Origin of the sequence: Chroococcidiopsis sp. TS-821 (genome assembly GCF_002939305.1) — a bacterium.
GTDB lineage: Bacteria > Cyanobacteriota > Cyanobacteriia > Cyanobacteriales > Chroococcidiopsidaceae > Chroogloeocystis.
The window spans coordinates 915,769-937,620 of sequence record NZ_MVDI01000001.1 but is presented as its reverse complement, the minus strand read 5'-3'; the positions used below and the strand labels follow the sequence as shown (position 1 = coordinate 937,620).

The window sequence follows — 21,852 nt, the reverse complement described above, 5'->3', positions numbered from 1 at the left end:
TTTAGTTATTCCTCTGGTTCAATCGTGCTGGTTAAACCATGATTTTTCAAGGTTTCACAGTAAAACTCAGCGTGTTCTTGCGCGCATGTAATCACGAGCGCTATCCCGTTTGTGTGCGCTTCCATCATAATGCTAACTGCTTGCGGCTGGGTAATACTCGGCACCGTTTGCATTAATACCTGCACTACATACTCCATGCTGTTGTAGTCATCATTATGAAGTAGCACGCGGTATCGAGGTGCGAGCTTTCTGTTCGTTGATTGCTTCTCAAGAGTTTCGACAGACACTGCTATCCGCTCTTCTCATTCACTACAACAAACTGTTAAAACGTTGCTTAACAGTTATTCACCTATTTTATCCTATCTCTACTGATTCGCAAGCCGCGGTTGTCACTTGCTTGTTGGTTTTCACTACCTACTCTGACTGGGCAACACTGCGATCGCTATCTGAGTGTCTTGATTCTGGATGACTTTGTAAAATTGGATTAAGCAGCAACAAGTGTACTTCAGCTGCTGTGGAGTCAGTATCCATGGACTTTAACTGTGATTTTCAACCGCGACAAATTGTTTACCTAGAAAATGACAATCAACGGTTGTATGCCGAAGTCATTCAAGTCGTAGAGTCGCGCCAGATGTGCTGGGTACGTCCCCTAGTGTTAGTCTCGTATTTCTACGACTTTACCCCCGAACCACCACCTGTAGTTATTGATTTACGCTCTGCTGCAGATCTCTTTTGGCAGAGTACCTTATTTCGCCCTGCTTTAGATACTGAAGTTATTCCTTTTTTAGTTAAATCATTAACTACAGAACCTACTACTGAAAGTCATGCAGCTGCTGTCGCGCAACTTAATCAGTTTGTTCGTCGTGTTTGGCAAACTACTCAGGATTATCCCAGTGCAGAACTTGACAGCGGATGAGGGCGTTCATATATTTTAATAGCCTTGATGCATCTACTTCAGTATCAAACAAGGCAAACTCTGACCTTAACAGCTTCAAAAATTAGGCACGAGCTTAATTCTACCAGCATCCATTTCTGCCATTAATAACTCTAGCGCTTCGTAGTCAATATCAGAAATGTAGCCTTGCGCGGTTAATTCAGAGTTGATTGCATTTTCGATGTCTGGTGTTAGACGCTTGATGTATAACGCTTTTTCTACTAGTTGGCGAATGCCGTATCGACTTCTCATACTAACTCATAGTAAAGTTTTTATTTTATTTTCTCTATTTTCTAATACCTATATCGTAGCAAACATGTACTGTATCATGTTAGTTACGCGATCTGCATCACTGAAATCTTACCCACTATTTATGCCGTAAGATAGATGCTATGAAAAGCATAAAAGACGAACTTTACTTTATCTTTATAAAAACTCCCGTAAGTTGAGAGTTAACTTTAAAGATTACCTGAAAAAAAGATTAATTGGTAATTTTACCTTAATCTACGGGCAAATTGATCTTCTTTGTAGTAGAAGCAACCTAAATTCCTTTACCGTATTCTGGCAATACAAAGTAAACAAGTTAAAGGTATGCAAGAGTTCAAGAAATTTGCAATGCTGTCAAGAAAATGGTTTTTCGTATAAGTGTATACTTTATATTTTTGTAAATCAATGGTAGGTTTAAGCAACTTAGTTTGAAAGATTGCGATTCAGTACTTTACTGAATACACATTTTTCAAATTTATCTCTATTATCAAGTTGTTAACTATCAGGTAATTGGTGAGTAGCTTCAACAAAAACGTATGATGCAAACAATGATTGCCTATCCAAAGATTACGCTCATAAAACCTTACGGTTCTTTCGATGCTGTCAGTGCAGCGGAATTTCAACGACAACTAAAAACAGCAATTACTCAAGATGAGCGCACTAGCATTTTAGTAGATATGGAACATGTAGAATCTATTAATAGTGCTGGTCTAGTTGCCCTAGTTCAGAGCTTAGATCTAGCAAAAGCTTGGGGAAGAAGATTGAGTCTATGCGCGGTATCACCTGCAGTGCGAATCATTTTTGAATTAACTCAGCTCGATCTCGTATTTGAGATCTTTGAAAGCATTGCGGCTTTTGAAGAGGCGATCGCTATTTCTGAGGTAGCAACAGCGCATAGCTACTACTCACAGGAAACAATGTGTGCATAACTTGCTGTACGATTAACAAGTATAAAGTCGGATAGAGCGAACTGTTAACGCTAATAGTGCTAAGGTTGAAATGAGTAGCGCAAACTATTAGCTGATAAGTACAGTGACAGTTGCTGTTGAAAGATTAATTACATCTGAGATATCACGACCTGCGCGTTATCTAGGAAACGAGTTAGGGGCCGTTCACAAGCCGTGGGAAACGGCTAAAGTCCGCTGGGTATTGACTTATCCAGAACTTTATGAAGTTGGTGCATCCAACTTAGGGCACGTTATTTTATACAATATTCTGAACGCGCAACCGCGACAGTTGTGCGATCGCGCCTACCTACCTGCACCTGACTTAGCTAATAAACTGCGCGCCACGCAAACGCCTTTATTTGCCGTTGAGTCTAAGCGTGCTTTACAAGAATTTGATATTCTCGGCTTCAGCCTGAGTTACGAGCTTGGCGCTACCAATATTCTAGAAATGTTGGATTTAGCTGGAATTCCACTGACATGGAAAGATAGACAAGCGTCAGATACTTATCCGCTCATTTTTGCAGGCGGGCAAACCGCAACCTCTAACCCCGAACCCTACGCGGACTTTTTCGACTTCTTTGCTATAGGAGACGGCGAAGAATTACTTCCAGAAATCGGCTTAGTGCTCGAAGAAGGTAAAACACGCGGGCTAAGCCGTCGAGAGTTATTACTCGACTTGGCACAAGTTCCTGGAGTTTACGTGCCGCAATTTTATGCTATGGCAGGTGATGGCTCAGTACATCCATTAGATGCAAACGTGCCAAGAAGAATTCTCCGCCGCGTTGCTGCACCGATTCCTGCGTACTCAATTGGCTTAGTTCCCTACGTCGAAACCGTCCACGATCGCCTTACAATTGAAATTCGGCGGGGTTGTACGCGGGGTTGTCGTTTTTGTCAACCAGGAATGCTGACACGTCCAGCACGCGATGTCGAACCCGAAGCGGTAGTCAGCGCAATCGAACAGGGAATGCGTGCTACAGGTTACAATGAGTTTTCACTGCTGTCTTTGTCATGTTCGGATTATCTATCGCTCCCGGCGGTAGGTATGGAAATTAAAAATCGCTTGCAAGCGGAGAATATTTCCTTATCGTTACCCAGCCAACGCGTCGATCGCTTTGATCAGAATATTGCGCATATCCTAGGGGGTGCGCGACAGTCAGGCTTGACGTTTGCGCCCGAAGCCGGAACGCAGCGGATGCGGGATATTGTTAATAAAGGGTTGACAAATGAAGAACTGCTACGAGGGGTAAAAACAGCTTGGGAACAAGGTTGGGATAAAATCAAGCTGTATTTTATGATCGGTTTACCAGGTGAAACGGACGCAGATGTTTTGGGAATTGCCGAAACTGTAGCTTGGTTGCAGCGTGAATGTCGCGCTAAAGGTAGAAGACCGCTCGCATTTAACTTGACAATATCAAACTTTACACCAAAGCCGCATACTCCATTTCAATGGCACTCAGTTTCTACTGCGGAATTTCAACGAAAACAAGAACTATTACGTCAGGAATTTCGCCGGATGAAAGGAGTCAAGGTGAACTTCACCGACGTGCGCATTTCGGCGATGGAAGATTTTATCGGTAGAGGCGATCGCCGAATTAGCAGTGTGATTCGGCGGGCGTGGGAACTCGGTGCTGGAATGGATTCTTGGTATGACAGTGTAGAACGAGCTTTCAACGCTTGGGGCAAAGCGATCGCTGAAGCTGGATTAAGTTGGAAATACCGTCAGGTGGAGCAGGGAGAGTGGAACCTGATGGAAGCGCCACAACCTGCACTTGATGCCCCGTTACCTTGGGATCATATTGATACCGGAATTAGCAAGCAATGGTTAAAAGACGATCTGCAACGTGCTTTAGCTGCAGTAACAGTACCTGATTGTTCGTTCGACGGTTGTTCGCATTGTGGGGTATGCAGTACTGACTTTGGTCATAATGTGGTAATCGAACCACCGCCCATTCCCGAATTTGCAGGTAATTTCGTGCCAAAAACAACTAAAGTGCAGCGATTGCGCGTCCATTTTGGCAAACAAGGTGATATGGCTTTAGTTGGTCATCTCGATTTGCTGCGATTGTTCGATCGGGCAATTCGTCGCGCCGCATTACCAATTTCGTTTACAGGTGGCTTTCATCCAAGCCCGCGCATGAGTATTGCCCAAGCCTTGCCATTAGGCGCAACAAGTAGCGGTGAGATTATTGACTTTGAGTTGACGCAAGAATTATCTCCACAGGAATTTCAACTCCGCTTGAGCCAACAATTGCCAAGCAACATACCAATTTACAGCGTAGCAGTTGTTGATTTGAAAGCACCCGCCGCGACTCAAATCTTAGACAAAGCCGAGTATTTGATTACTGTCGCGACAAAAGCTAATACCACTTCTGCCCAATGGCAAGCGTGGGTAGCCGCGATCGCCGAATCAAAAGCAATTTGGTTTGAGCAACAAAGTAAGTCTGGTAAACGCCAAAATGTGAATTTACGCGATCGCTTGTTTGAGTTATCTGTTGAACCACGCGCAGCAGACGCCATCATCCGATATGTTGGTAGCTGTCGCAATGATGGCACGCAACTTCGACCAGAACAGGCGATCTTTATGCTAGAGCAAGTTGCGCCCCAGCAAGAATTTCAAATTCTGCACGTCCACCGCCAGCGGCTAATCTTGGAACAAACCGTTTCACTTTAAAGTTTCTCAAAATACCAACAATGGAGAAATTCATCGCAGTGTTCCGTTTGTGAAATTGTACAAAGAACAAACAGCATTTCGCTTCTCTGTTTCTTACCCGCGCCAGTTTGACTCCAATTGAGATAACAGAGGCTTTTGCAGTTAAATTCCCCAGTGTGGAGGACTGAGGAAGCAAAAGCATCTCGAGCTCTACTCAGAAATCTTTTCGGTAGGTTAAGTGCAACAGTTAATTGCTTTTTCTCAACGTTGAGTTAAAATTGAACCAATAGAAGTTTTTCTAGCGCCGCACATTGAGTGACCTGACCACTCTCCTGTTATCAGGGCTAAAGCAAAGATGAGTGAAGAATTTGACGATTCTTTTGCACAAGAGCTAAGGCGGATTGAGTATTTTCTCTCTATTTGTCCCTATAAGTGGTATAACCAAATCTAGGCGCAGCCATTGATATCTCAATACGAGTTGTTGCGGAGTGTATTCCTAAAGGTTCCTTAATTTAGGAAAATGCATGAAGCCCAACACAAAATGGTTACTCGAGTGAAACGCTACTAGGTATGTGCCGATTCGGGAAGAACTTACCGATTTGAGGCTAGAACTAGACTAACTTCTTAGTTTTCATTACGAGCAAAACTATATTCTATGTACCAGTAGAGAAGTTGAAAGCTGGTTTTAAAGCTAAAAGTCTGCAAATTCAGGAAGGATGCACTGAGCAAGAAAGGTGACGAGATGATCGTAGTTGAGCATAATCGTAAGGAAAGAATTTCCCCTTCTACTGTTTGCTGTGTTAAAACCTGATTTTGTCATTTTTGTAACTAAGTCTTTTTTAAAGCCAAGAATAGATGGCGATTTTGAGGGAATTGGATGCCAAAACAAATTATCATAGCGGAGCAGCATAATATTGCTGCGGTCTTTTCAGAGGATCAAATTCAAGAACTTGTCGTTGCTACAGGACGACACCAAATAGGTGATATCTATTTAGGTGTTGTCGAAAACGTCTTACCAGGTATCGATGCAGCGTTTGTCAATATAGGTGATACAGAACGTAACGGTTTCATTCATGTTACTGACCTAGGACCGCTTAAGCTCAAGCGCACAGCAGGAGCAATTACAGAACTATTGGCACCACAACAAAAAGTCTTGGTGCAAGTCATGAAGGAGCCAACGGGAAATAAAGGACCTAGGTTGACAGGAAACATTACTTTACCAGGTCGATACGTGGTTTTGATGCCGTTCGGACGTGGCGTAAACCTATCACGACGCATCAAAAATGAAAATGAGCGCAACCGCTTGCGGGCTTTGGCAATTCTGATTAAACCAGCGGGGATGGGTTTACTGGTTCGCACCGAAGCCGAAGGCAAGCCAGAAGAAGCAATTATGGAAGATTTAGAGTCGCTGCAACGGCAATGGGAAGCGATTCTGCAAGAAGCGCAATCGACACGCGCGCCTTCACTTTTGAACCGCGATAACGATTTTATTCAGCGCGTGCTCCGCGATATGTACGGCGCGGATGTGAATCGCATTGTTGTTGATTCGAGCACAGGGCTAAAACGCGTCAAACAATACTTGATCAACTGGAGCGGGGGTCAAGCTCCTCAGGGATTGTTAATCGATCATCACCGCGATCGCGTCCCCATTTTAGAATACTTCCGGATCAACGCCGCAATTCGCGAAGCCCTAAAACCGAGAGTTGACTTGCCTTCGGGTGGATACGTGATCATCGAACCGACCGAAGCTTTAACGGTTATCGATGTGAACTCTGGATCGTTCACGCGCTCCGCAACGGCACGCGAAACCGTACTGTGGACAAACTGCGAAGCTGCAACCGAAATTGCGCGCCAACTGCGCTTACGCAATCTTGCAGGAGTCATTATTGTTGATTTCATCGATATGGAATCGCGTAAAGACCAATTGCAAGTGTTAGAACATTTTAATAAAGCGCTTAAAGCTGATAAAGCGCGACCGCAGATTGCGCAGTTATCCGAGTTAGGATTAGTCGAATTAACTCGTAAGCGTCAAGGACAAAACATTTACGAATTATTTGGTCGCCCTTGTCCTACCTGTGGTGGATTAGGACATTTAGCACATCTTCCCGGAGAATCGGAACGCGATCCTATTGCGCTGCGAAATGGGGGAGAACGAACTATGGGTGAAACGCTGCGGTTTGCAGAATCGCGAGATTATCCGACCGAGCCAACCGCCGATTATAATGTCGAACCAAGCGACAATGAAATTGTCAATCTCAATATTCTGAACCATCCTAGTTATCAAGAATTGGGAGAAAACAACAAAAATCGCCGGACTCGACGTCGCTTGATTGGTAAAGCCGAGAGTTCTGTCAAGGATGAACCGCGGATACCTGGTGCACCGATCGTGACCAGCGATCGCGACCAAGACTTTGAACTAGAATCAGAAGCAAACTCCTCCGAGGTATCGTTACCAATTATCAGCAAAAATAATTGGATCGAACGCGAGCGTAGCGCTCGACCGACAAAACCAGAACCAGTGAAACCTGCGGTAGCCGAACCACCGGAGATTGTTTCGGTGGAAATGACACCAGAAGAACAGGAAGTTTACGCAATGATGGGCGTGTCGCCGTTGGTACACTTGAACCGATCAGTCAAAAATTCGCGATCGCTAATTGTTAACGTCGTCCTACCAGGACAGGCTCCTTCAGAAGCTGCGGTAACAGAAGATGTTCCCGAAACCGCATCATCAGAACCGGTGACGATCAATGGGGAAGATTCTTCCGCATCTTTGGCAACCAACACTGAAGACTCTCCAGCTGCGACTGTAACTGATGAAGGCGATCGTGGCGGAACTGTTGTCACTCGCAGGCGTCGCCGTCGGTCGTCGGCAGTAGAAAAAGGTGAAGAATAAGGAACAATGATGCATCGCTACCAGAGTGCAGAGCAAGATTGAGCGTGAAAAATGACTCCTCTAGCTACTTAGATCTTGACTTTGCACTCAGCAATCAATATTCGATTTCCCTAGCTGGGGTAGACGAAGCCGGACGCGGAGCGCTGTTTGGTCCTGTCGTAGCAGCAGCAGTCATTTTACCTCCGGCTGCCTTACCAGAATTAGCCGCGAGTCAAGTGCGCGACAGTAAACAACTATCAAGTTACCGTCGACAACAATTGGCAGAAAAAATCTGCACCTTGGCTGTGGATTGGCGAGTTGGTTTTGCGACTACAGCCGAAATTGACAGGATGAATATCTTACAAGCATCGCTCTTAGCAATGAAGCGGGCATTAACTAAACTCAAAGTACAGCCCGAACTGTGTTTGGTTGACGGGAATCAAGCGATCGAGGACTTGCTAGTACCGCAACAAACCCTTGTTAAAGGCGACGAGCGATCGCTGACGATTGCTGCTGCCAGTATTATCGCGAAAGTATGGCGTGACGCTCTCATCATGCGCCTCGCTACTAAGTATCCGATGTATGACTTGGTATCAAATAAAGGTTACGGTACAGCACGTCATCTGCAAGCACTGCAACAATACGGTCCCTCGCGATTGCATAGGTTGTCGTTTCGTCCCTGTCAAATTAGGGCAATGGGTACTGGGGGAGTTGGGGAATAATCAAACCAGCGTTAGTCTCTTCCGTGTCACTTGCCCAAGCATAGTAATCTGCTAAAAGTTGATGCTGAAGTCTTTGTTTGATTGTTAATAACACGCTCTTGAGTAAACCATTACCCGCAGTTTCCAAGATTGGCTTGGGTGTTAACCACAACGGGGGTGGTAACTCCACTTGAACTTCTAAATCAGCGTTTCCCTGTAAACCTGTTTTACTTCCAACTTGGTAAGGAGACAAGTAACCATTGAGTTTGAGGGCAAAACGTTGATTGATATAATCGATTCCACGAATTTCACAGCCTTGTGACTGTAAATAAATTGTGCCGTTCGCTTCTGCCCACACTTTGATGTCTACTGTTGGTTGAATACTCAGTGTCATAAAAGTTAGCGGACGCATCGTCAAGCGAAAACGCTCGGCACTCAAATGCTTAACTCGACTTGGATCGACTAAAGCATTAACAAGACGCTGCGGCTGTCGCAAATAGTGTTGAATAGGAACCGGTTGCTCTGGAACAATAATTTCGACGGCTTGGGAAGCATTAAACCGAGTAGACATGGGCGGTTAAAAGTAGCTTTTACATAATTTTACATTTTTTTAAGCGAGATGCTTATACTCCTCAAGAAGCAAGTCCTAACGAGTAAGTATATTGACAAAAGTAAACGTAATATCAAAGCTGGTAATAGGTAATGGGTAATTGGTCATTGGTAGCTAGCTTCTACTGCTAAGTGCTAATTACTCAGTACTAACAACACTAACAACTTCCCTCTTACCGATTACCCATTACCAGTTACCAAGCCAAATATGAGTCATTTTTTACGTAAGCGATCGCTGTGTAAAGATTTTCCCGCGTAAGATCGAAAGTAAGATGTTTGGGCTGAAGGTATGCAACGCATTGTTTTGATTGCAGGGTTTGAATCGTTCAATGCTGATTTGTACCGCAAAGCAGCACTACTAGCGGAAGAGCGCTGTCCAGAATTGGCAATTGAGGTATTTAGCGATCGCGATATCACTGCGAAGCCCGACGCAGTCGCCACCGCGCTGGCAGATGCCCAGGTATTTTTTGGTAGTCTAATATTTGATTACGACCAAGTTTTGTGGCTGCGCGATCGCGTTCAACATATTCCGATACGCCTTGTTTTTGAGTCAGCACTCGAATTAATGAGTTTAACTCGCCTTGGGGAGTTTGCGATCGGCGACAAGCCCAAAGGAATGCCCAAGCCCGTCAAATTTATTTTAGACAAGTTCAGTCAAGGGCGTGAAGAAGATCGTCTTGCTGGATATATTAGCTTTTTAAAAATTGGACCAAAACTACTTAAATTTGTTCCAGGGAAAAAGATCCAAGACCTGCGTAACTGGCTAATCATTTACAGTTACTGGAACGCGGGCGGTGTAGAAAACGTTGCTGCCTTATTTTGGACACTCGCAGAAAAGTATTTGGGTATAAAAGTCGGTGAAATTCCACCCCCAGTAGAAACACCCAATATGGGATTGCTACACCCTGATTATCAAGGCTACTTTGAAACTCCGCGCGAATATCTTGAATGGTATCAAAGGAGAAGTCCGAGGTCAGAGGTCAAAGGTCAGAACTGCGTAGGTATATTATTATACCGCAAGCACGTTGTTACGCGACAGCCCTATATTCCACAGTTAATTCGCTGTTTTGAAGAGGCAGGGTTAATTCCAGTACCAATTTTTATCAATGGTGTTGAAGGTCATGTTGCAGTACGCGACTGGATGACGACTGCGTATGAAACGGCACAACGCCAGTCGGGCAATGTCGCAATTGCTTCTCTATCACCAGAAGCCGTAGAAGTTGATGCGATTGTCTCCACAATTGGCTTTCCCCTAGTCGGCGGTCCCGCAGGTTCTATGGAAGCAGGGCGACAAGTAGAAGTTGCCAAACGAATTTTGAGTGCGAAAAATGTCCCGTATATTGTTGCTGCTCCATTACTCATTCAAGATATTTATTCGTGGACGCGCCAAGGCGTGGGAGGGTTGCAAAGCGTTGTGCTGTACGCATTGCCAGAGCTTGATGGTGCGATCGATCCGGTTCCTTTAGGAGGATTGGTAGGGGAGAAAATTTATTTAGTTCCCGAACGCGTACAGCGGTTGATTGGTAGAGTCAAAAAATGGATCGCTTTGCGTCAAAAACCAGTGAGCGAGCGAAAGATTGCAATCATTTTGTATGGTTTTCCTCCTGGTTATGGTGCGACAGGAACTGCTGCATTATTGAACGTACCGCGATCGCTCCTGAAATTGCTCCAAGCACTGAAAGAGCAAGGTTACACCGTCGGAGACTTACCCACAGATGGCGAAGAGTTAATTCGTCAAGTGAAAGCTGCTGACGAAGATCCGCACAGCGGTAATCTGATAAAGGCGCGGACTTTAGAAACGTGGTTGGGTTATCTCAAAACATCTTGGATTGAAAAATACTGGAAATCATTAACCAGTAGTGGTATCAAAACCTATGGCGATGAGTTTCTGATCGGTGGCATACAACTTGGTAACGTTTGGATTGGCGTACAACCGCCGCTAGGAATTCCTGGCGATCCAATGCGGTTAATGTTTGAGCGCGACTTGACACCGCACCCACAATATGCAGCATTTTATCTATGGTTGCAGCACGAGTTTCAAGCTGATGCGGTTGTTCACTTTGGGATGCATGGCACTGTCGAATGGTTGCCTGGTTCGCCATTGGGAAATACCGGTTATTCGTGGTCAGATATTTTGTTAGGTAACTTGCCGCATCTGTATATATATGCAGCGAATAATCCTTCAGAATCGATTTTGGCGAAGCGGCGAGGATATGGCGTCTTAATTTCGCACAATGTCCCGCCTTACGGTCGGGCAGGGTTGTATAAAGAATTAGTCGCATTACGAGACTTAATTGCGGAATATCGCGAAGACCCCGAAAAGAATTATGCTTTAAAAGCAGCAATTTGCAAGAAAATCGTCGATACAGGAATCGATGCCGATTGTCCGTTTGAGGATGCAAAACGCTTAGGTATTGCGTTTACCCCAGAAAATGCGCGGATGTTTAGTAATGCAGCATTTAACCATTACTTAGTACAGGTGTATGAATATCTACAGGTATTAGAAAACCGCCTATTTTCCTCAGGGCTGCATATCTTAGGAGAACCACCTACCGCAGAAGAATTGACAAGCTACCTTCAAGCTTATTTCGGCGAAGAATTATCCGAGGAGATCGTTAATGCGATCGCCCTCGGTAAGCACAAGCAAGCAGATATGGTCTTACCCCAAGAAGCTTTACAAATCCGCGATCTTCTAGCCCAAAACACTGATGAAATCGCAAACCTACTCAGGGGACTCAATGGCGAATACATTCCGCCTGCACCTGGTGGTGATTTGTTACGCGATGGAATTGGTGTCTTACCAACAGGGCGCAATATTCATGCTTTAGATCCTTACCGCATGCCATCACCAGCAGCGTACGAACGCGGCAAAGAAATTGCGCAAAAAATCATTGCTCAACACCTGCAAGAACACAAAACATATCCTGAGACGGTCGCTGTGATGTTGTGGGGATTAGATGCGATTAAAACGCGCGGCGAGTCGTTGGGTATTTTATTAGAACTAGTCGGTGCAGAACCTGTCAAAGAAGGAACAGGAAGAATTGTCCGCTACGAGTTGAAACCTTTGTCTGAGGTAGGACATCCTCGGATTGACGTATTGGGAAATCTTTCCGGTATTTTCCGCGATAGCTTTGTGAATATTATCGAGTTACTCGACGACTTATTTCAACGCGCCGCAACTGCCGAAGAACCAGAAGAGCAAAACTTTATTCGCAAGCATTATTTAGCTTTGCGGTCGCAAGGAGTCGAAAATGCTTCAGCACGGTTGTTTTCTAATCCAGCGGGCGATTTTGGTTCAATGGTAAATGAAAGAGTTGTGGATGGTAACTGGGAATCGGGTGATGAGTTAGGTGATACTTGGCGCGATCGCAATGTATTCAGTTATGGTAGACGCGATAAAGGTCAAGCCCGACCAGAAGTATTAGCACAATTATTGCAAAAGTGCGATCGCATCGTGCAAGAGATTGACTCAGTAGAATATGGTCTGACTGATATTCAAGAATACTATGCCAACACGGGTGGTTTAAAAAAGGCAGCAGAAAAGCAACGCAAAAAGAAAGTCAACGCCAGTTTTGTCGAAAGCTTCTCCAAAGATACAACTCCCCGCAACTTAGATGATTTATTGCGGATGGAGTATCGCACCAAATTACTCAATCCCAAGTGGGCGGAAGCAATGGCCAATCAAGGTTCGGGCGGTGCATTTGAGATTTCCCAGCGGATGACAGCTTTGATTGGCTGGGGCGGTACAGCTGATTTTAGCGATTCTTGGGTTTATGACCAAGCAGCAGATACATATGCACTCGATCCAGAAATGGCAGAAAAGTTGCGTAAGGCAAATCCTGAAGCTTTTCGTAACATCGTTGGCAGAATGTTAGAAGCTCACGGGCGAGGTTTTTGGCAAGCCAATGCAGAGAAATTAGAGAAGTTACGAGAGTTATATGAACTTGCAGACGAGGAGTTAGAAGGCGTGACAGTTTAGGTAATTTAGTGCGTTAATAAGTGCATTAACTTATCGGGTAGTCATTTTATACAAGACTCCAAGAACGCAAGGGCAAGAGTTGGAGAAGGGTTTTTATAACTTATGATAGATGAACGCACGCATTTAATAGTTTTCGTTCTGCTCAATACTATAGCGTGTTGATTTAACTAGCACAATTGCGAACAGAAGCTAGAGTACAACACTTTGTTATGGCTTGCAGGTATAATTGCTGCCTTAATTACTTGACGCGCTTTCATATCTAGAAAGACTTGCTCTAAATCTTGCAAAGAGCGCTGCGTGCTGATGAGCAACTCAAACGGAATCACGCGGCTTGCAAGTAATGCTAAAGCAGCACGAACGTATTTTGGAGTATTGTGAAAAACGCCTTTAATTGTCAATTCGCTGTAATGCAGTTGTTCAGTATTGACTGTGATTGTAGTGTCTTTGGGACAACCACCAAATAAATTTACAGTTCCGCCAGGACGCACGCAGGCGATCGCGCTTTCCCAAACCTCAGGAACTCCTGTTGCTTCTATCACGACATCTGCACCCCACCCTGCCGTGTATTCTTTCACAACCGATGGCGTATCTCGAACTTCTCTATGATTAAAAGTTTTGGCTGCACCGAACTTTTGTCCAATTTCTAACCGCTGGGGATTTCCGCCAAACAATAAAATACGATGTCCTTGCTGGGCTAACACTGCGACAAACATTAAGCCAATCGCACCATCACCCAATACGACAATGTTATCGCCTTCTTGGATGTGAGAGCGCGCTATACCATGTAACACGCACGCTAGCGGTTCTGTCATTGCTGCTAATTCGTACGGCAATCCGTCGGGAATAGGCAACATATTATGCCGCACAATTGCTGCCGGGATTTTAAAATACTCTGCAAACGTTCCATTATTCCACGTTATGTTTGGACAGAGCGAGTATTCTTCACGTTGACAAAAAAAGCAATTCATGCAGGGAGCCGAGTTATTGGCAACGACGCGATCGCCTACTTGCCAATTTTTGACACCTTCTCCTACCGCCATAATCCGCCCTGATGCCTCATGCCCAAACAGAGTTGGCAGTTGCAGCATTTTTGCATGGTTCCCTCGGCGCCACACTTTTAAATCCGTACCGCAGGTTGTTGCTACTGCAACTTGCATGACAACTTCCCCCGCAGCTGGTGTTGGTTCTGCAACTTGTTCTAAACGTAAATCTTCTTGTCCGTAAAGTAATGCAGCAAGCATTAACTTTCAATAAAATGTAGCTTTACCTGATCTTACCAGGCAGAAGCTACTGACATATAAATTTAATGGGTATTTAGTTAGCAACGACCTCCTGGGGATGCGATTGCTGTCCGACAGATTCGGATATAGGTAACTTACTCACTGCCAAAATCGGCACCTCTTGCCAGCAAGACGTACAAAACCAATACATTCCACCTTGGCGTGCATGGCGTAACAGGGGATTGCCGCAACAAGGACAATAATTATTACTCTTATTCATAGCACCCGTCATTCCTTTTTTTCAAAGCTGTTGTTAAAAATTCGGTTTAACCGAAACTGACTTTTTGAGATTTGGCAATTCGCCCTTGCAAATACTTTATGTTATTTATTTCTCCTTCCTGGAGACAGAACAAAAAATAGCTTTTTAACTTGTGGAAATACAATTGTCAAAGATGTTGCTTGTTCTTTCTTTTCATACCTCTCGTCTGCCAATATGGCAAAACAAACGGTTTGAGTAACGATAATCGAAATTTACCTAAAGTAAGCAACTAGTCTGTTAGCGTTTTTCCTCTTTTATTATTATAAACTTAGAGTGTTATCAGTAACAGGCTTAGTAAACTATCTTTATGGTATGCTCCCACAATAAAGCTGATTTGGAATTCTTCCCATCTATCCTAGGAATCATTCTAGATCTACTAGCTTGTAGCGCGATCCCCGTCTCTAAACAGAGTGGTTAGCTTTGATTCTCCATTATCGTTACATATCTAATTATAAATCTCCTTCTAGTAAGAGCAACAATTAACTTTCGGTTTTTAATATAAGTATTTAACAACAAAGTAGTCACAAAACCATTTTTAAAAATTCTATTTTTTGAGCATAAACTTATCTAAAAGAACTAAAAATATTTTATTTATTTTTTTAAGCTAAAAGCCTAAAAATAAAACATATTAAAATATTTCACTTGAGGAAAAATTAGAAAACTGAGAATAAAATCTCAAATTTGTTTCTTTTTATTGTGTTTAAAGCAAATGCCATCTCAAGTAGAGAGTGTCTTTACTTTGGGCAGTGCGATCGCTCTAAATGCCCAACTCAAGCCAGTTAGCAGTCGAGTATCATCAATCTTTCCTATCTTCTTAAGTCTACTTCTAAGCACAATTTTGTAGTCGCCTAACATAAGAATATATTTCTTATTACTTCTTTACATTTTCGTATCACTACTTTACTTTTTTGAGCTTTACCTAATCTTTAAATGCCTCAAAAAACATTATTTATTTTTACTAAAGATTTATCTTCATCAGTTCTTTTTAAAACTACGCTTGATGATGAAAGTTGAATTAAGTTTCTCTGCTTTCTGTTAAACAAACAAGACTGTTACAGTGTGAGTCTTTGTAGTCTTGTATTTCTCCAAAAGATACAAAACTTTACTATTATCAACTTATCCTATGGCAACTATTAAAGGAACAGCCGGTAACGATACGCTTACAGGTACTCAGTTTGCAGATGCAATCTTTGGATATGCGGGAAACGACAGCTTACTTGGTTTGGGCGGTAATGATACCCTCGACGGCGGTATAGGTGTTGACACCCTCATTGGTGGTACAGGAAACGATACTTATATTATTGACCGTACTGATGACACGATTTTTGAGAACGAAAATCAGGGTATCGATACTGTTCAGTTTTCAGGTAGTGGCTACTACGAGCTAAGAAATAATTTAGAAAACCTTATTCTCACACAAATGGCGCGTGAGGGTTATGGCAGTACTCTACAAAATACCATTATCGGTAATGCTGCTGACAATTATCTTAATGGTAGGCACGATAGCGACACCTTGTACGGTAACGATGGAAACGATGTCTTAGAAGGCGACAGCGGCGAGTATAGATTTGTTTTTGAGTATCGTTTTGGTAATGACGTTCTCTATGGCGGGAATGGAAACGATACGCTATCAGGTATTACTGTCAGTTTGCAGTCTCCAGCCTACGAGGTAGCTGCTGCGGGATTTGACACTCTCTACGGTGGTGCTGGTAACGATGTTTTTTATGGCTGGAATGATACTCTCATTGGTGGCAAGGGTAATGACACTTACTATATCTACCGAAACAGTACGATTATTGAGGCGGCGAATGCAGGTATAGATACTATAGTATCTCTCTATGAAAACTATGAATTAGGCAAACATCAAGAAAACTTGGTTTTGAGTCAAGATGATTTTTATGAACTAAAGGACTTAAACGGAACTGGGAATAATCTTAACAATATAATTCTCGGCAACGATGCCAATAATCTCTTGATCGGGTTAGCTGGAAAGGATACTTTAAAAGGTGCAGCAGGAAATGACGTTTTGGTAGGAAGTTTCGGACTACCTGGAGATAAAGACGTCTTAACAGGTGGTGCAGGAATCGATACCTTTATATTGGGAGACTTCTCGCAAGACTTCTACGATGACCTTAATAATAAAACCTCAGGACTTGGAGATTACGCCTTAGTCACTGATTTCAAGCCTAATGAAGACATTATTCAACTTTCTGGAGCCAAAAGTGATTATGTGCTTGGCGCTTCTCCTACTGGCTTGCCATCGGGGACAGCCGTTTATAAACTTAAGCCGCAAGGTGAACCAAGAGAACTAGTTGCAATCATTCAAGGTACGTCTACTCTAAATCTTAATGGCAAGTACTTTCGATTTAACTCCACAGAATTCAATCTTTTTAGTCTCAACGGCAAAAACGGTTTCGTTGTTAATGGTACTCACGCCAATCGCAGTGCGCTTGATATTAATAAAGATGGCTTTGATGACTTAATCTTCAGGGAATCTCCTTTTGCAACTAATTCTAAAGAATACGTGGTGTTTGGTAAAGCGGGATTTGCTCCTAATCTTGACTTATCTGAACTTAATGGTAGCAACGGCTTTACACTCAACTTGATAAATGCAGAAAAAGAATCATTTATCGTTGATGTCGGTGATGTCAATGGCGATCGCTACAAAGATCTACTCATTAGTGCCAATACTCCTGGTTCTAACATTAAAGGATATGTGGTATTTGGCAAGGCTGGAGGCTTCGGCACTAACACAGATCTAGCTAGACTCAATGGAAACAACGGATTTGTCCTTAAAGGTAATAAGTCTGGTTATGGATCTGATAAAGTTACTATCGCTGGTGATATCAATGGTGACGGCTGCGATGACATTGTTGTTGGCGATGATTACAGCGATCCCAATGGTAAAACTAATGCTGGTGCCAATTATGTAGTATTTGGTAAAGCTAAAGGCTTTTCTCCTAACCTAAATCTGACTCAGCTTAATGGTAGTAACGGTTTTATCATCAACGGTATTAATCCCCGTGACTACTCGCTTGTAGCTACAGCTAAAGGCGATGTTAATGGTGACGGCTTTGATGATATTTTTATTACTGCTTCGAATGCTGCGAGTAAAGCGGGAGAGAGTTATGTCGTATTTGGTACAGGAGTTTTTAGTAACAATTTCAACCTCGCTCAACTCAATGGAAACAACGGTTTTACAATTAAAGCAACTAGTCTCAATACCTTTTTTACTTCGATAGATACTGTTGGAGACATTAATAACGACGGCATTGATGACATCGTGGTTGATAATTCAACTAAAAAGTATGTCATCTTTGGTAAAACTGGATTTAGCTCCACATTCAACCTTGCTGATATTAATGGTAGCAATGGTTTTGTCATTAATTCGATAGACAGTCCTGCAGGCATTGCTAGCATTAGTATTGCAGGAGACATGAATGGTGATGGCTTAAATGATATTTTGATCGGCACAGAAAGCAATGCAGCCAACGGTCAAAAATCTGCCGGAGTCAGTTATCTCGTCTTTGGCAAGGAGAAATTTGGCAGTAGCCTCGATCTTTCCTCAGCGATTAACGGTAACGACGGTTTTCAAATCAACGGTATTAATGCTGACGATGGAGCAGGTATTTCAGTTAGTATTGCTGGTGACATCAACGGCGATGGTTTTGATGATTTAGCGATCGCAACTCGTTATCGTGAAAGCTATGTCGTCTTCGGGCGAGACTTTACTAACAAAGTTAACCGTCTAGGTACGCCAAATAACGATCTACTTATTGGTACAGATGGGGATGACATCTTAATTGGTGGAAGAGGGAACGACACGCTGCGTGGTGGAAGAGGTAGTGACGTTCTTTACGGGGGTGCGGGAAATGACGTTCTCAGCTTTGGGGTAATCGATCGCCGAATTGACGGCAGTGGTGGTACAGATACGCTAGCAGTTGATACGAGTGGCATTACAATTGATTTAACAACGATTCCTAACAACCGCATTACTGACATTGAAATCATCGACCTTACAGGAACTGGAAACAACAGCTTAAAGCTGACGCGTTTGGACTTGTTCGATTTATCAACGACTAATCAATTAATTGTCAACGGTAACGTAGGTGATTCAGTTACGTCTGTTAATCAGGGATGGTTGTTGAGTGATAAGATCGCGCTCAATAACATTTTGTACGATCGCTACACAAGCGGAACCGCAACCTTATTAGTAGATACTGATATTACGCAGAATCTAAACTAACACCAATTGCTAGGTAGGTATTCCCCACCTTTGTTTCCTTGCAATTATTAATAATCTGGACTATGCCTTCTGATACTACCCAACCATCTCCACCTGCATTAGAAATTAGTACATCGCGGCAATTTATCTCATGGTTATCCGAACAACGCATTAGCCTTGCTTTTACAACGTATCAAACAGGGAAATTATTTCTGATTGGTGTTGCTAGCGATCGCCGTCTATCCGTCTTTGAACGCACGTTTGAACGCTGTATGGGATTGTGGGCGAGCCCCGATCGCCTATATACAAGTTCGCTGTATCAGGTCTGGCGCTTTGAAAATGCCTTAGAATCAGGTCAACTCTACAATGGTGGTTACGATCGCCTTTACGTTCCCCAAGTTGGCTACACAACGGGAGACATTGACATTCATGACATTCATGTTGATAGCCAAGGGCGAGTAATCTTTGTCAACACGCTATTTAGCTGCTTAGCGACAATTAGCGATCGCTATAGTTTTATCCCCTTATGGCAACCATCCTTTATTTCGCGACTCGCCGCGGAAGATCGCTGTCATCTTAACGGTTTAGCGATGGAAAACGGGCAACCCCGCTACGTTACCGCAGTCAGTCAAAGCGATGTCAGCGACGGTTGGCGCGATCGCCGTCGCAATGGCGGTTGTGTCATTGATGTTCCTAGCAACGAAATTGTTGTATCTGGGCTATCGATGCCTCATTCGCCTAGAGTCTATCGCGATCGAGTTTGGGTGCTCAACTCTGGCACTGGCTACTTTGGCACTGTCGACATCAATGCTGGCAAATTTAATCCGATCGCATTTTGTCCTGGTTACTTACGCGGACTCGCTTTGTGGGGAGACTACGCTGTCGTTGGCTTATCTAAAATGCGCGGAAACAAAACCTTTTCAGGGCTACCGTTAGACGAAAATCTCGCCGCCAAAGATGTTGAACCGCGCTGTGGATTACAAGTTATCGATTTGCGTAGTGGTGATATTGTTCACTGGTTACGCATCGAAGGCATGGTAGAAGAACTGTACGACGTTGCTGTTATTCCTGGAGTACGCCAGCCAATGGCATTAGGCTTTAAATCAGATGAAATCCGCCGTACTGTTACTATTGGGTCTTTGTAGTATCTGAGTGTATTTATTTCATGTCCGGTTAAGTACATATGATATTTGTGCGAATCGATAATCGGTAGTTGGTAATTGGTGATTGACAATTGATTCATTACCAATTACCAGTTACCCATGACCCATTTTCCCTAACTCCTAGCCAAAAGCCACCACCCAGTTGCGACAATATTTTCACCCCTCAGAACTCGTCGCACCGCCATTAACAAACGATTTTTTCTCGCTCCCACCCAAGGATCGAGTGTTGCTGGTAGTTCGGTATTCAACCGTAAAGGAAGTTGGGCGGTTGAAAGTGATTGCGCATATGCTGGAGTAAGAAACGGTGCATAAACTTGTGCTTCAGGAGTTAATTGCTTAATAAAAGCAACCATTGCTCCAGATGCCAGTCGCCGTAGAGGCAGTGTTTCGTCACCCCAACGTTCTTTAACAAGTGTGCGGACGCTGGCTGCCCGTCCTAAATTACCAAGATCGCCAATACTCAAATGCGTTCCACCGATCGCTGTAATTAGATATTTTTCACCCTGCAATTGATTAAACGGACGTAGTTGATGATTTAATACCGGAGTCACCGCATCTTCCGTACCCGCCAGCATCAATACAGGTGTTGTGACTTGCATTAAACCTGTTTTACCAAACAAATTCCCTACTAAGGGATTCAAGGCGACAACTTGCGCCACGCGGCGATCGCGTAAATTTAAACGTCTTTCTGGTAGATCGGCTGCTGCACATTGTAACCAATCAGCAGGCGCTTGTCCTAATGCTGAGATTCCGCGACATGATTGCCGCACTGCATCCAAATCGACCTCACCGCCAGCCAACGCCAAAGCCGTATAACCACCCAACGAGTGACCAATCACTGTAACTTGCTGCGTATTTAGTTTGCCTTGTAGCGACCCAGGTTGTTGGTTGTATCTCGTCAATCGATTTAAGACAAAAGTGATATCTTGCGGGCGGTTGATAAACTCCTGCGCTGGAATAATTTCTTTTGGATCGTTGGCTGCGGCAACACTTCCTAAACGTTTGATACTACTTCCTGGATGTTCTATCGCTGCTACTGTAAAACCATACGACGCTATGTGTTCTGCTGTCGAGGCGAAAAATTTGCGATCCGAACCAAAGCCGTGCGAGATCACCACTAATGGTCCTTGCGATTTTGTGCTTGTGTACAAATCAACAGGAATTGTCCGAAAACGCTGATAATCTGTCAAAAACAGCGTTTGTTGTTGTACAACTTGCCTTCCGCGCCTTGCCGGATCGAACTTGGGTAGCGAGGTGATAGAACTTGTGACTGGGGCTAATTCGCGTTCTAGCAATGGACCAATCGCCTGACTTTGCCAATAAGTCGGATTAAATTGCAATGCTAAACTGACAACGGCGCTAGCATCAACCGTGATATTCTCCTCAGGATACGCCCGCAGTAAATTAATCGCGCTGAGTCCATTGAACTGCCGTGCTGCGAGCGATACCGTTGCTTGAAGTTGATCGACTGTCGTATTCGGTAGCGCTGCACTGATAGAATCAATCACCGTCTTTCCTGTGGGCGATCGCAACACCTGCGCGACAACTTTATCCGCAACGTTGGGGTCTACCTGAAGCTGTCGATTGAGAAATTCACGTACCTGTGGATTTAATAAGGGTGCATAAAAACGCAGACTGCGTGGAACTTCTCCCGTTTTAGCAAATTGCTCTAAATCTGAAACTGCAACTTGTTGCTCAAATGGTCCTAACCGTAGGATAATGCGTTCTGCCGCCCAAGCAGCTGATGTCATTCCTCCCCAACCGCAAGCAAACGTGATGCTACAAACTAACCCTTGAACTGTCAACTGCCAAGATTTGCGGAATTTTCCCAACGAACGCCCTTCAAACTTCATATTCCCTGATTGCTGCAACTATTGACATACTTTGTTGGAACAAACTCGATCCTCGGTTCGTCCCTCGAACCATAAGTGCAAACGTCTAACCTGCAATTGATGCGATTCCA

General features: G+C 43.8%; 14 protein-coding genes. 8 read left to right on the top strand and 6 right to left on the bottom strand.

Annotated features, from left to right (window positions below):
• Positions 1-5: 5 nt before the first annotated feature.
• The gene (clpS, locus tag B1A85_RS04355) at positions 6-287 is read right to left on the bottom strand and encodes an ATP-dependent Clp protease adapter ClpS (RefSeq protein WP_104545662.1); all 282 of its coding nucleotides are present in this window, start codon (positions 285-287) and stop codon (positions 6-8) included.
• Between the two features lie 242 nt (positions 288-529).
• On the opposite strand from clpS, the gene B1A85_RS04350 reads away from it, so the two are divergent.
• Positions 530-916 (top strand): hypothetical protein, encoded by a 387-nt coding sequence (locus B1A85_RS04350; protein ID WP_104545661.1) that lies wholly within the window; start codon positions 530-532, stop codon positions 914-916.
• A gap of 75 nt (positions 917-991) precedes the next feature.
• Here B1A85_RS04350 and B1A85_RS04345 read toward each other — a convergent pair whose 3' ends face one another.
• Positions 992-1,186, bottom strand: coding sequence for a hypothetical protein (locus B1A85_RS04345; protein WP_104545660.1), 195 nt, complete (start codon positions 1,184-1,186; stop codon positions 992-994).
• A 551-nt stretch (positions 1,187-1,737) separates the two neighbouring features.
• On the opposite strand from B1A85_RS04345, the gene B1A85_RS04340 reads away from it, so the two are divergent.
• The 4 genes from B1A85_RS04340 (at position 1,738) to B1A85_RS04325 (ending at position 8,395) form a co-directional block, all read left to right on the top strand.
• On the top strand, positions 1,738-2,130 hold the full coding sequence (locus B1A85_RS04340; protein ID WP_210404165.1) for an STAS domain-containing protein: 393 nt from the start codon (positions 1,738-1,740) through the stop codon (positions 2,128-2,130).
• A gap of 103 nt (positions 2,131-2,233) precedes the next feature.
• Complete coding sequence (locus B1A85_RS04335) at positions 2,234-4,822, top strand: TIGR03960 family B12-binding radical SAM protein (RefSeq protein ID WP_104545659.1); 2,589 nt, start codon at positions 2,234-2,236, stop codon at positions 4,820-4,822.
• 856 nt (positions 4,823-5,678) lie between these two features.
• Positions 5,679-7,694 (top strand): Rne/Rng family ribonuclease, encoded by a 2,016-nt coding sequence (locus B1A85_RS04330; protein ID WP_104545658.1) that lies wholly within the window; start codon positions 5,679-5,681, stop codon positions 7,692-7,694.
• A 104-nt stretch (positions 7,695-7,798) separates the two neighbouring features.
• A complete protein-coding gene (locus tag B1A85_RS04325) occupies positions 7,799-8,395 on the top strand; it encodes a ribonuclease HII (RefSeq protein ID WP_371681632.1) in 597 nt (198 codons plus the stop codon).
• Here B1A85_RS04325 and B1A85_RS04320 read toward each other — a convergent pair.
• The gene (locus B1A85_RS04320) at positions 8,361-8,945 is read right to left on the bottom strand and encodes a DUF1997 domain-containing protein (RefSeq protein ID WP_104545656.1); all 585 of its coding nucleotides are present in this window, start codon (positions 8,943-8,945) and stop codon (positions 8,361-8,363) included. The two genes, B1A85_RS04325 and B1A85_RS04320, sit on opposite strands and share 35 nt — an antisense overlap.
• A gap of 327 nt (positions 8,946-9,272) precedes the next feature.
• On the opposite strand from B1A85_RS04320, the gene bchH reads away from it, so the two are divergent.
• The gene (bchH, locus tag B1A85_RS04315; protein ID WP_104545655.1) at positions 9,273-12,962 is read left to right on the top strand and encodes a magnesium chelatase subunit H; all 3,690 of its coding nucleotides are present in this window, start codon (positions 9,273-9,275) and stop codon (positions 12,960-12,962) included.
• Positions 12,963-13,129: 167 nt separating this feature from the next.
• Here bchH and B1A85_RS04310 read toward each other — a convergent pair whose 3' ends face one another.
• On the bottom strand, positions 13,130-14,203 hold the full coding sequence (locus B1A85_RS04310; protein ID WP_104545654.1) for a zinc-binding dehydrogenase: 1,074 nt from the start codon (positions 14,201-14,203) through the stop codon (positions 13,130-13,132).
• 73 nt (positions 14,204-14,276) lie between these two features.
• Entirely contained in the window at positions 14,277-14,462 is a 186-nt protein-coding gene (locus B1A85_RS04305; RefSeq protein ID WP_104546297.1) for a hypothetical protein, read from the bottom strand.
• A 1,162-nt stretch (positions 14,463-15,624) separates the two neighbouring features.
• On the opposite strand from B1A85_RS04305, the gene B1A85_RS04300 reads away from it, so the two are divergent.
• Entirely contained in the window at positions 15,625-18,747 is a 3,123-nt protein-coding gene (locus tag B1A85_RS04300; RefSeq protein ID WP_104545653.1) for an FG-GAP repeat protein, read from the top strand.
• Between the two features lie 62 nt (positions 18,748-18,809).
• A complete protein-coding gene (locus B1A85_RS04295) occupies positions 18,810-19,871 on the top strand; it encodes a TIGR03032 family protein (protein WP_104545652.1) in 1,062 nt (353 codons plus the stop codon).
• 131 nt (positions 19,872-20,002) lie between these two features.
• On the opposite strand, the gene B1A85_RS04290 is transcribed toward B1A85_RS04295, so the two are convergent.
• Positions 20,003-21,742 (bottom strand): alpha/beta hydrolase, encoded by a 1,740-nt coding sequence (locus B1A85_RS04290; protein WP_104545651.1) that lies wholly within the window; start codon positions 21,740-21,742, stop codon positions 20,003-20,005.
• Positions 21,743-21,852: the final 110 nt, after the last annotated feature.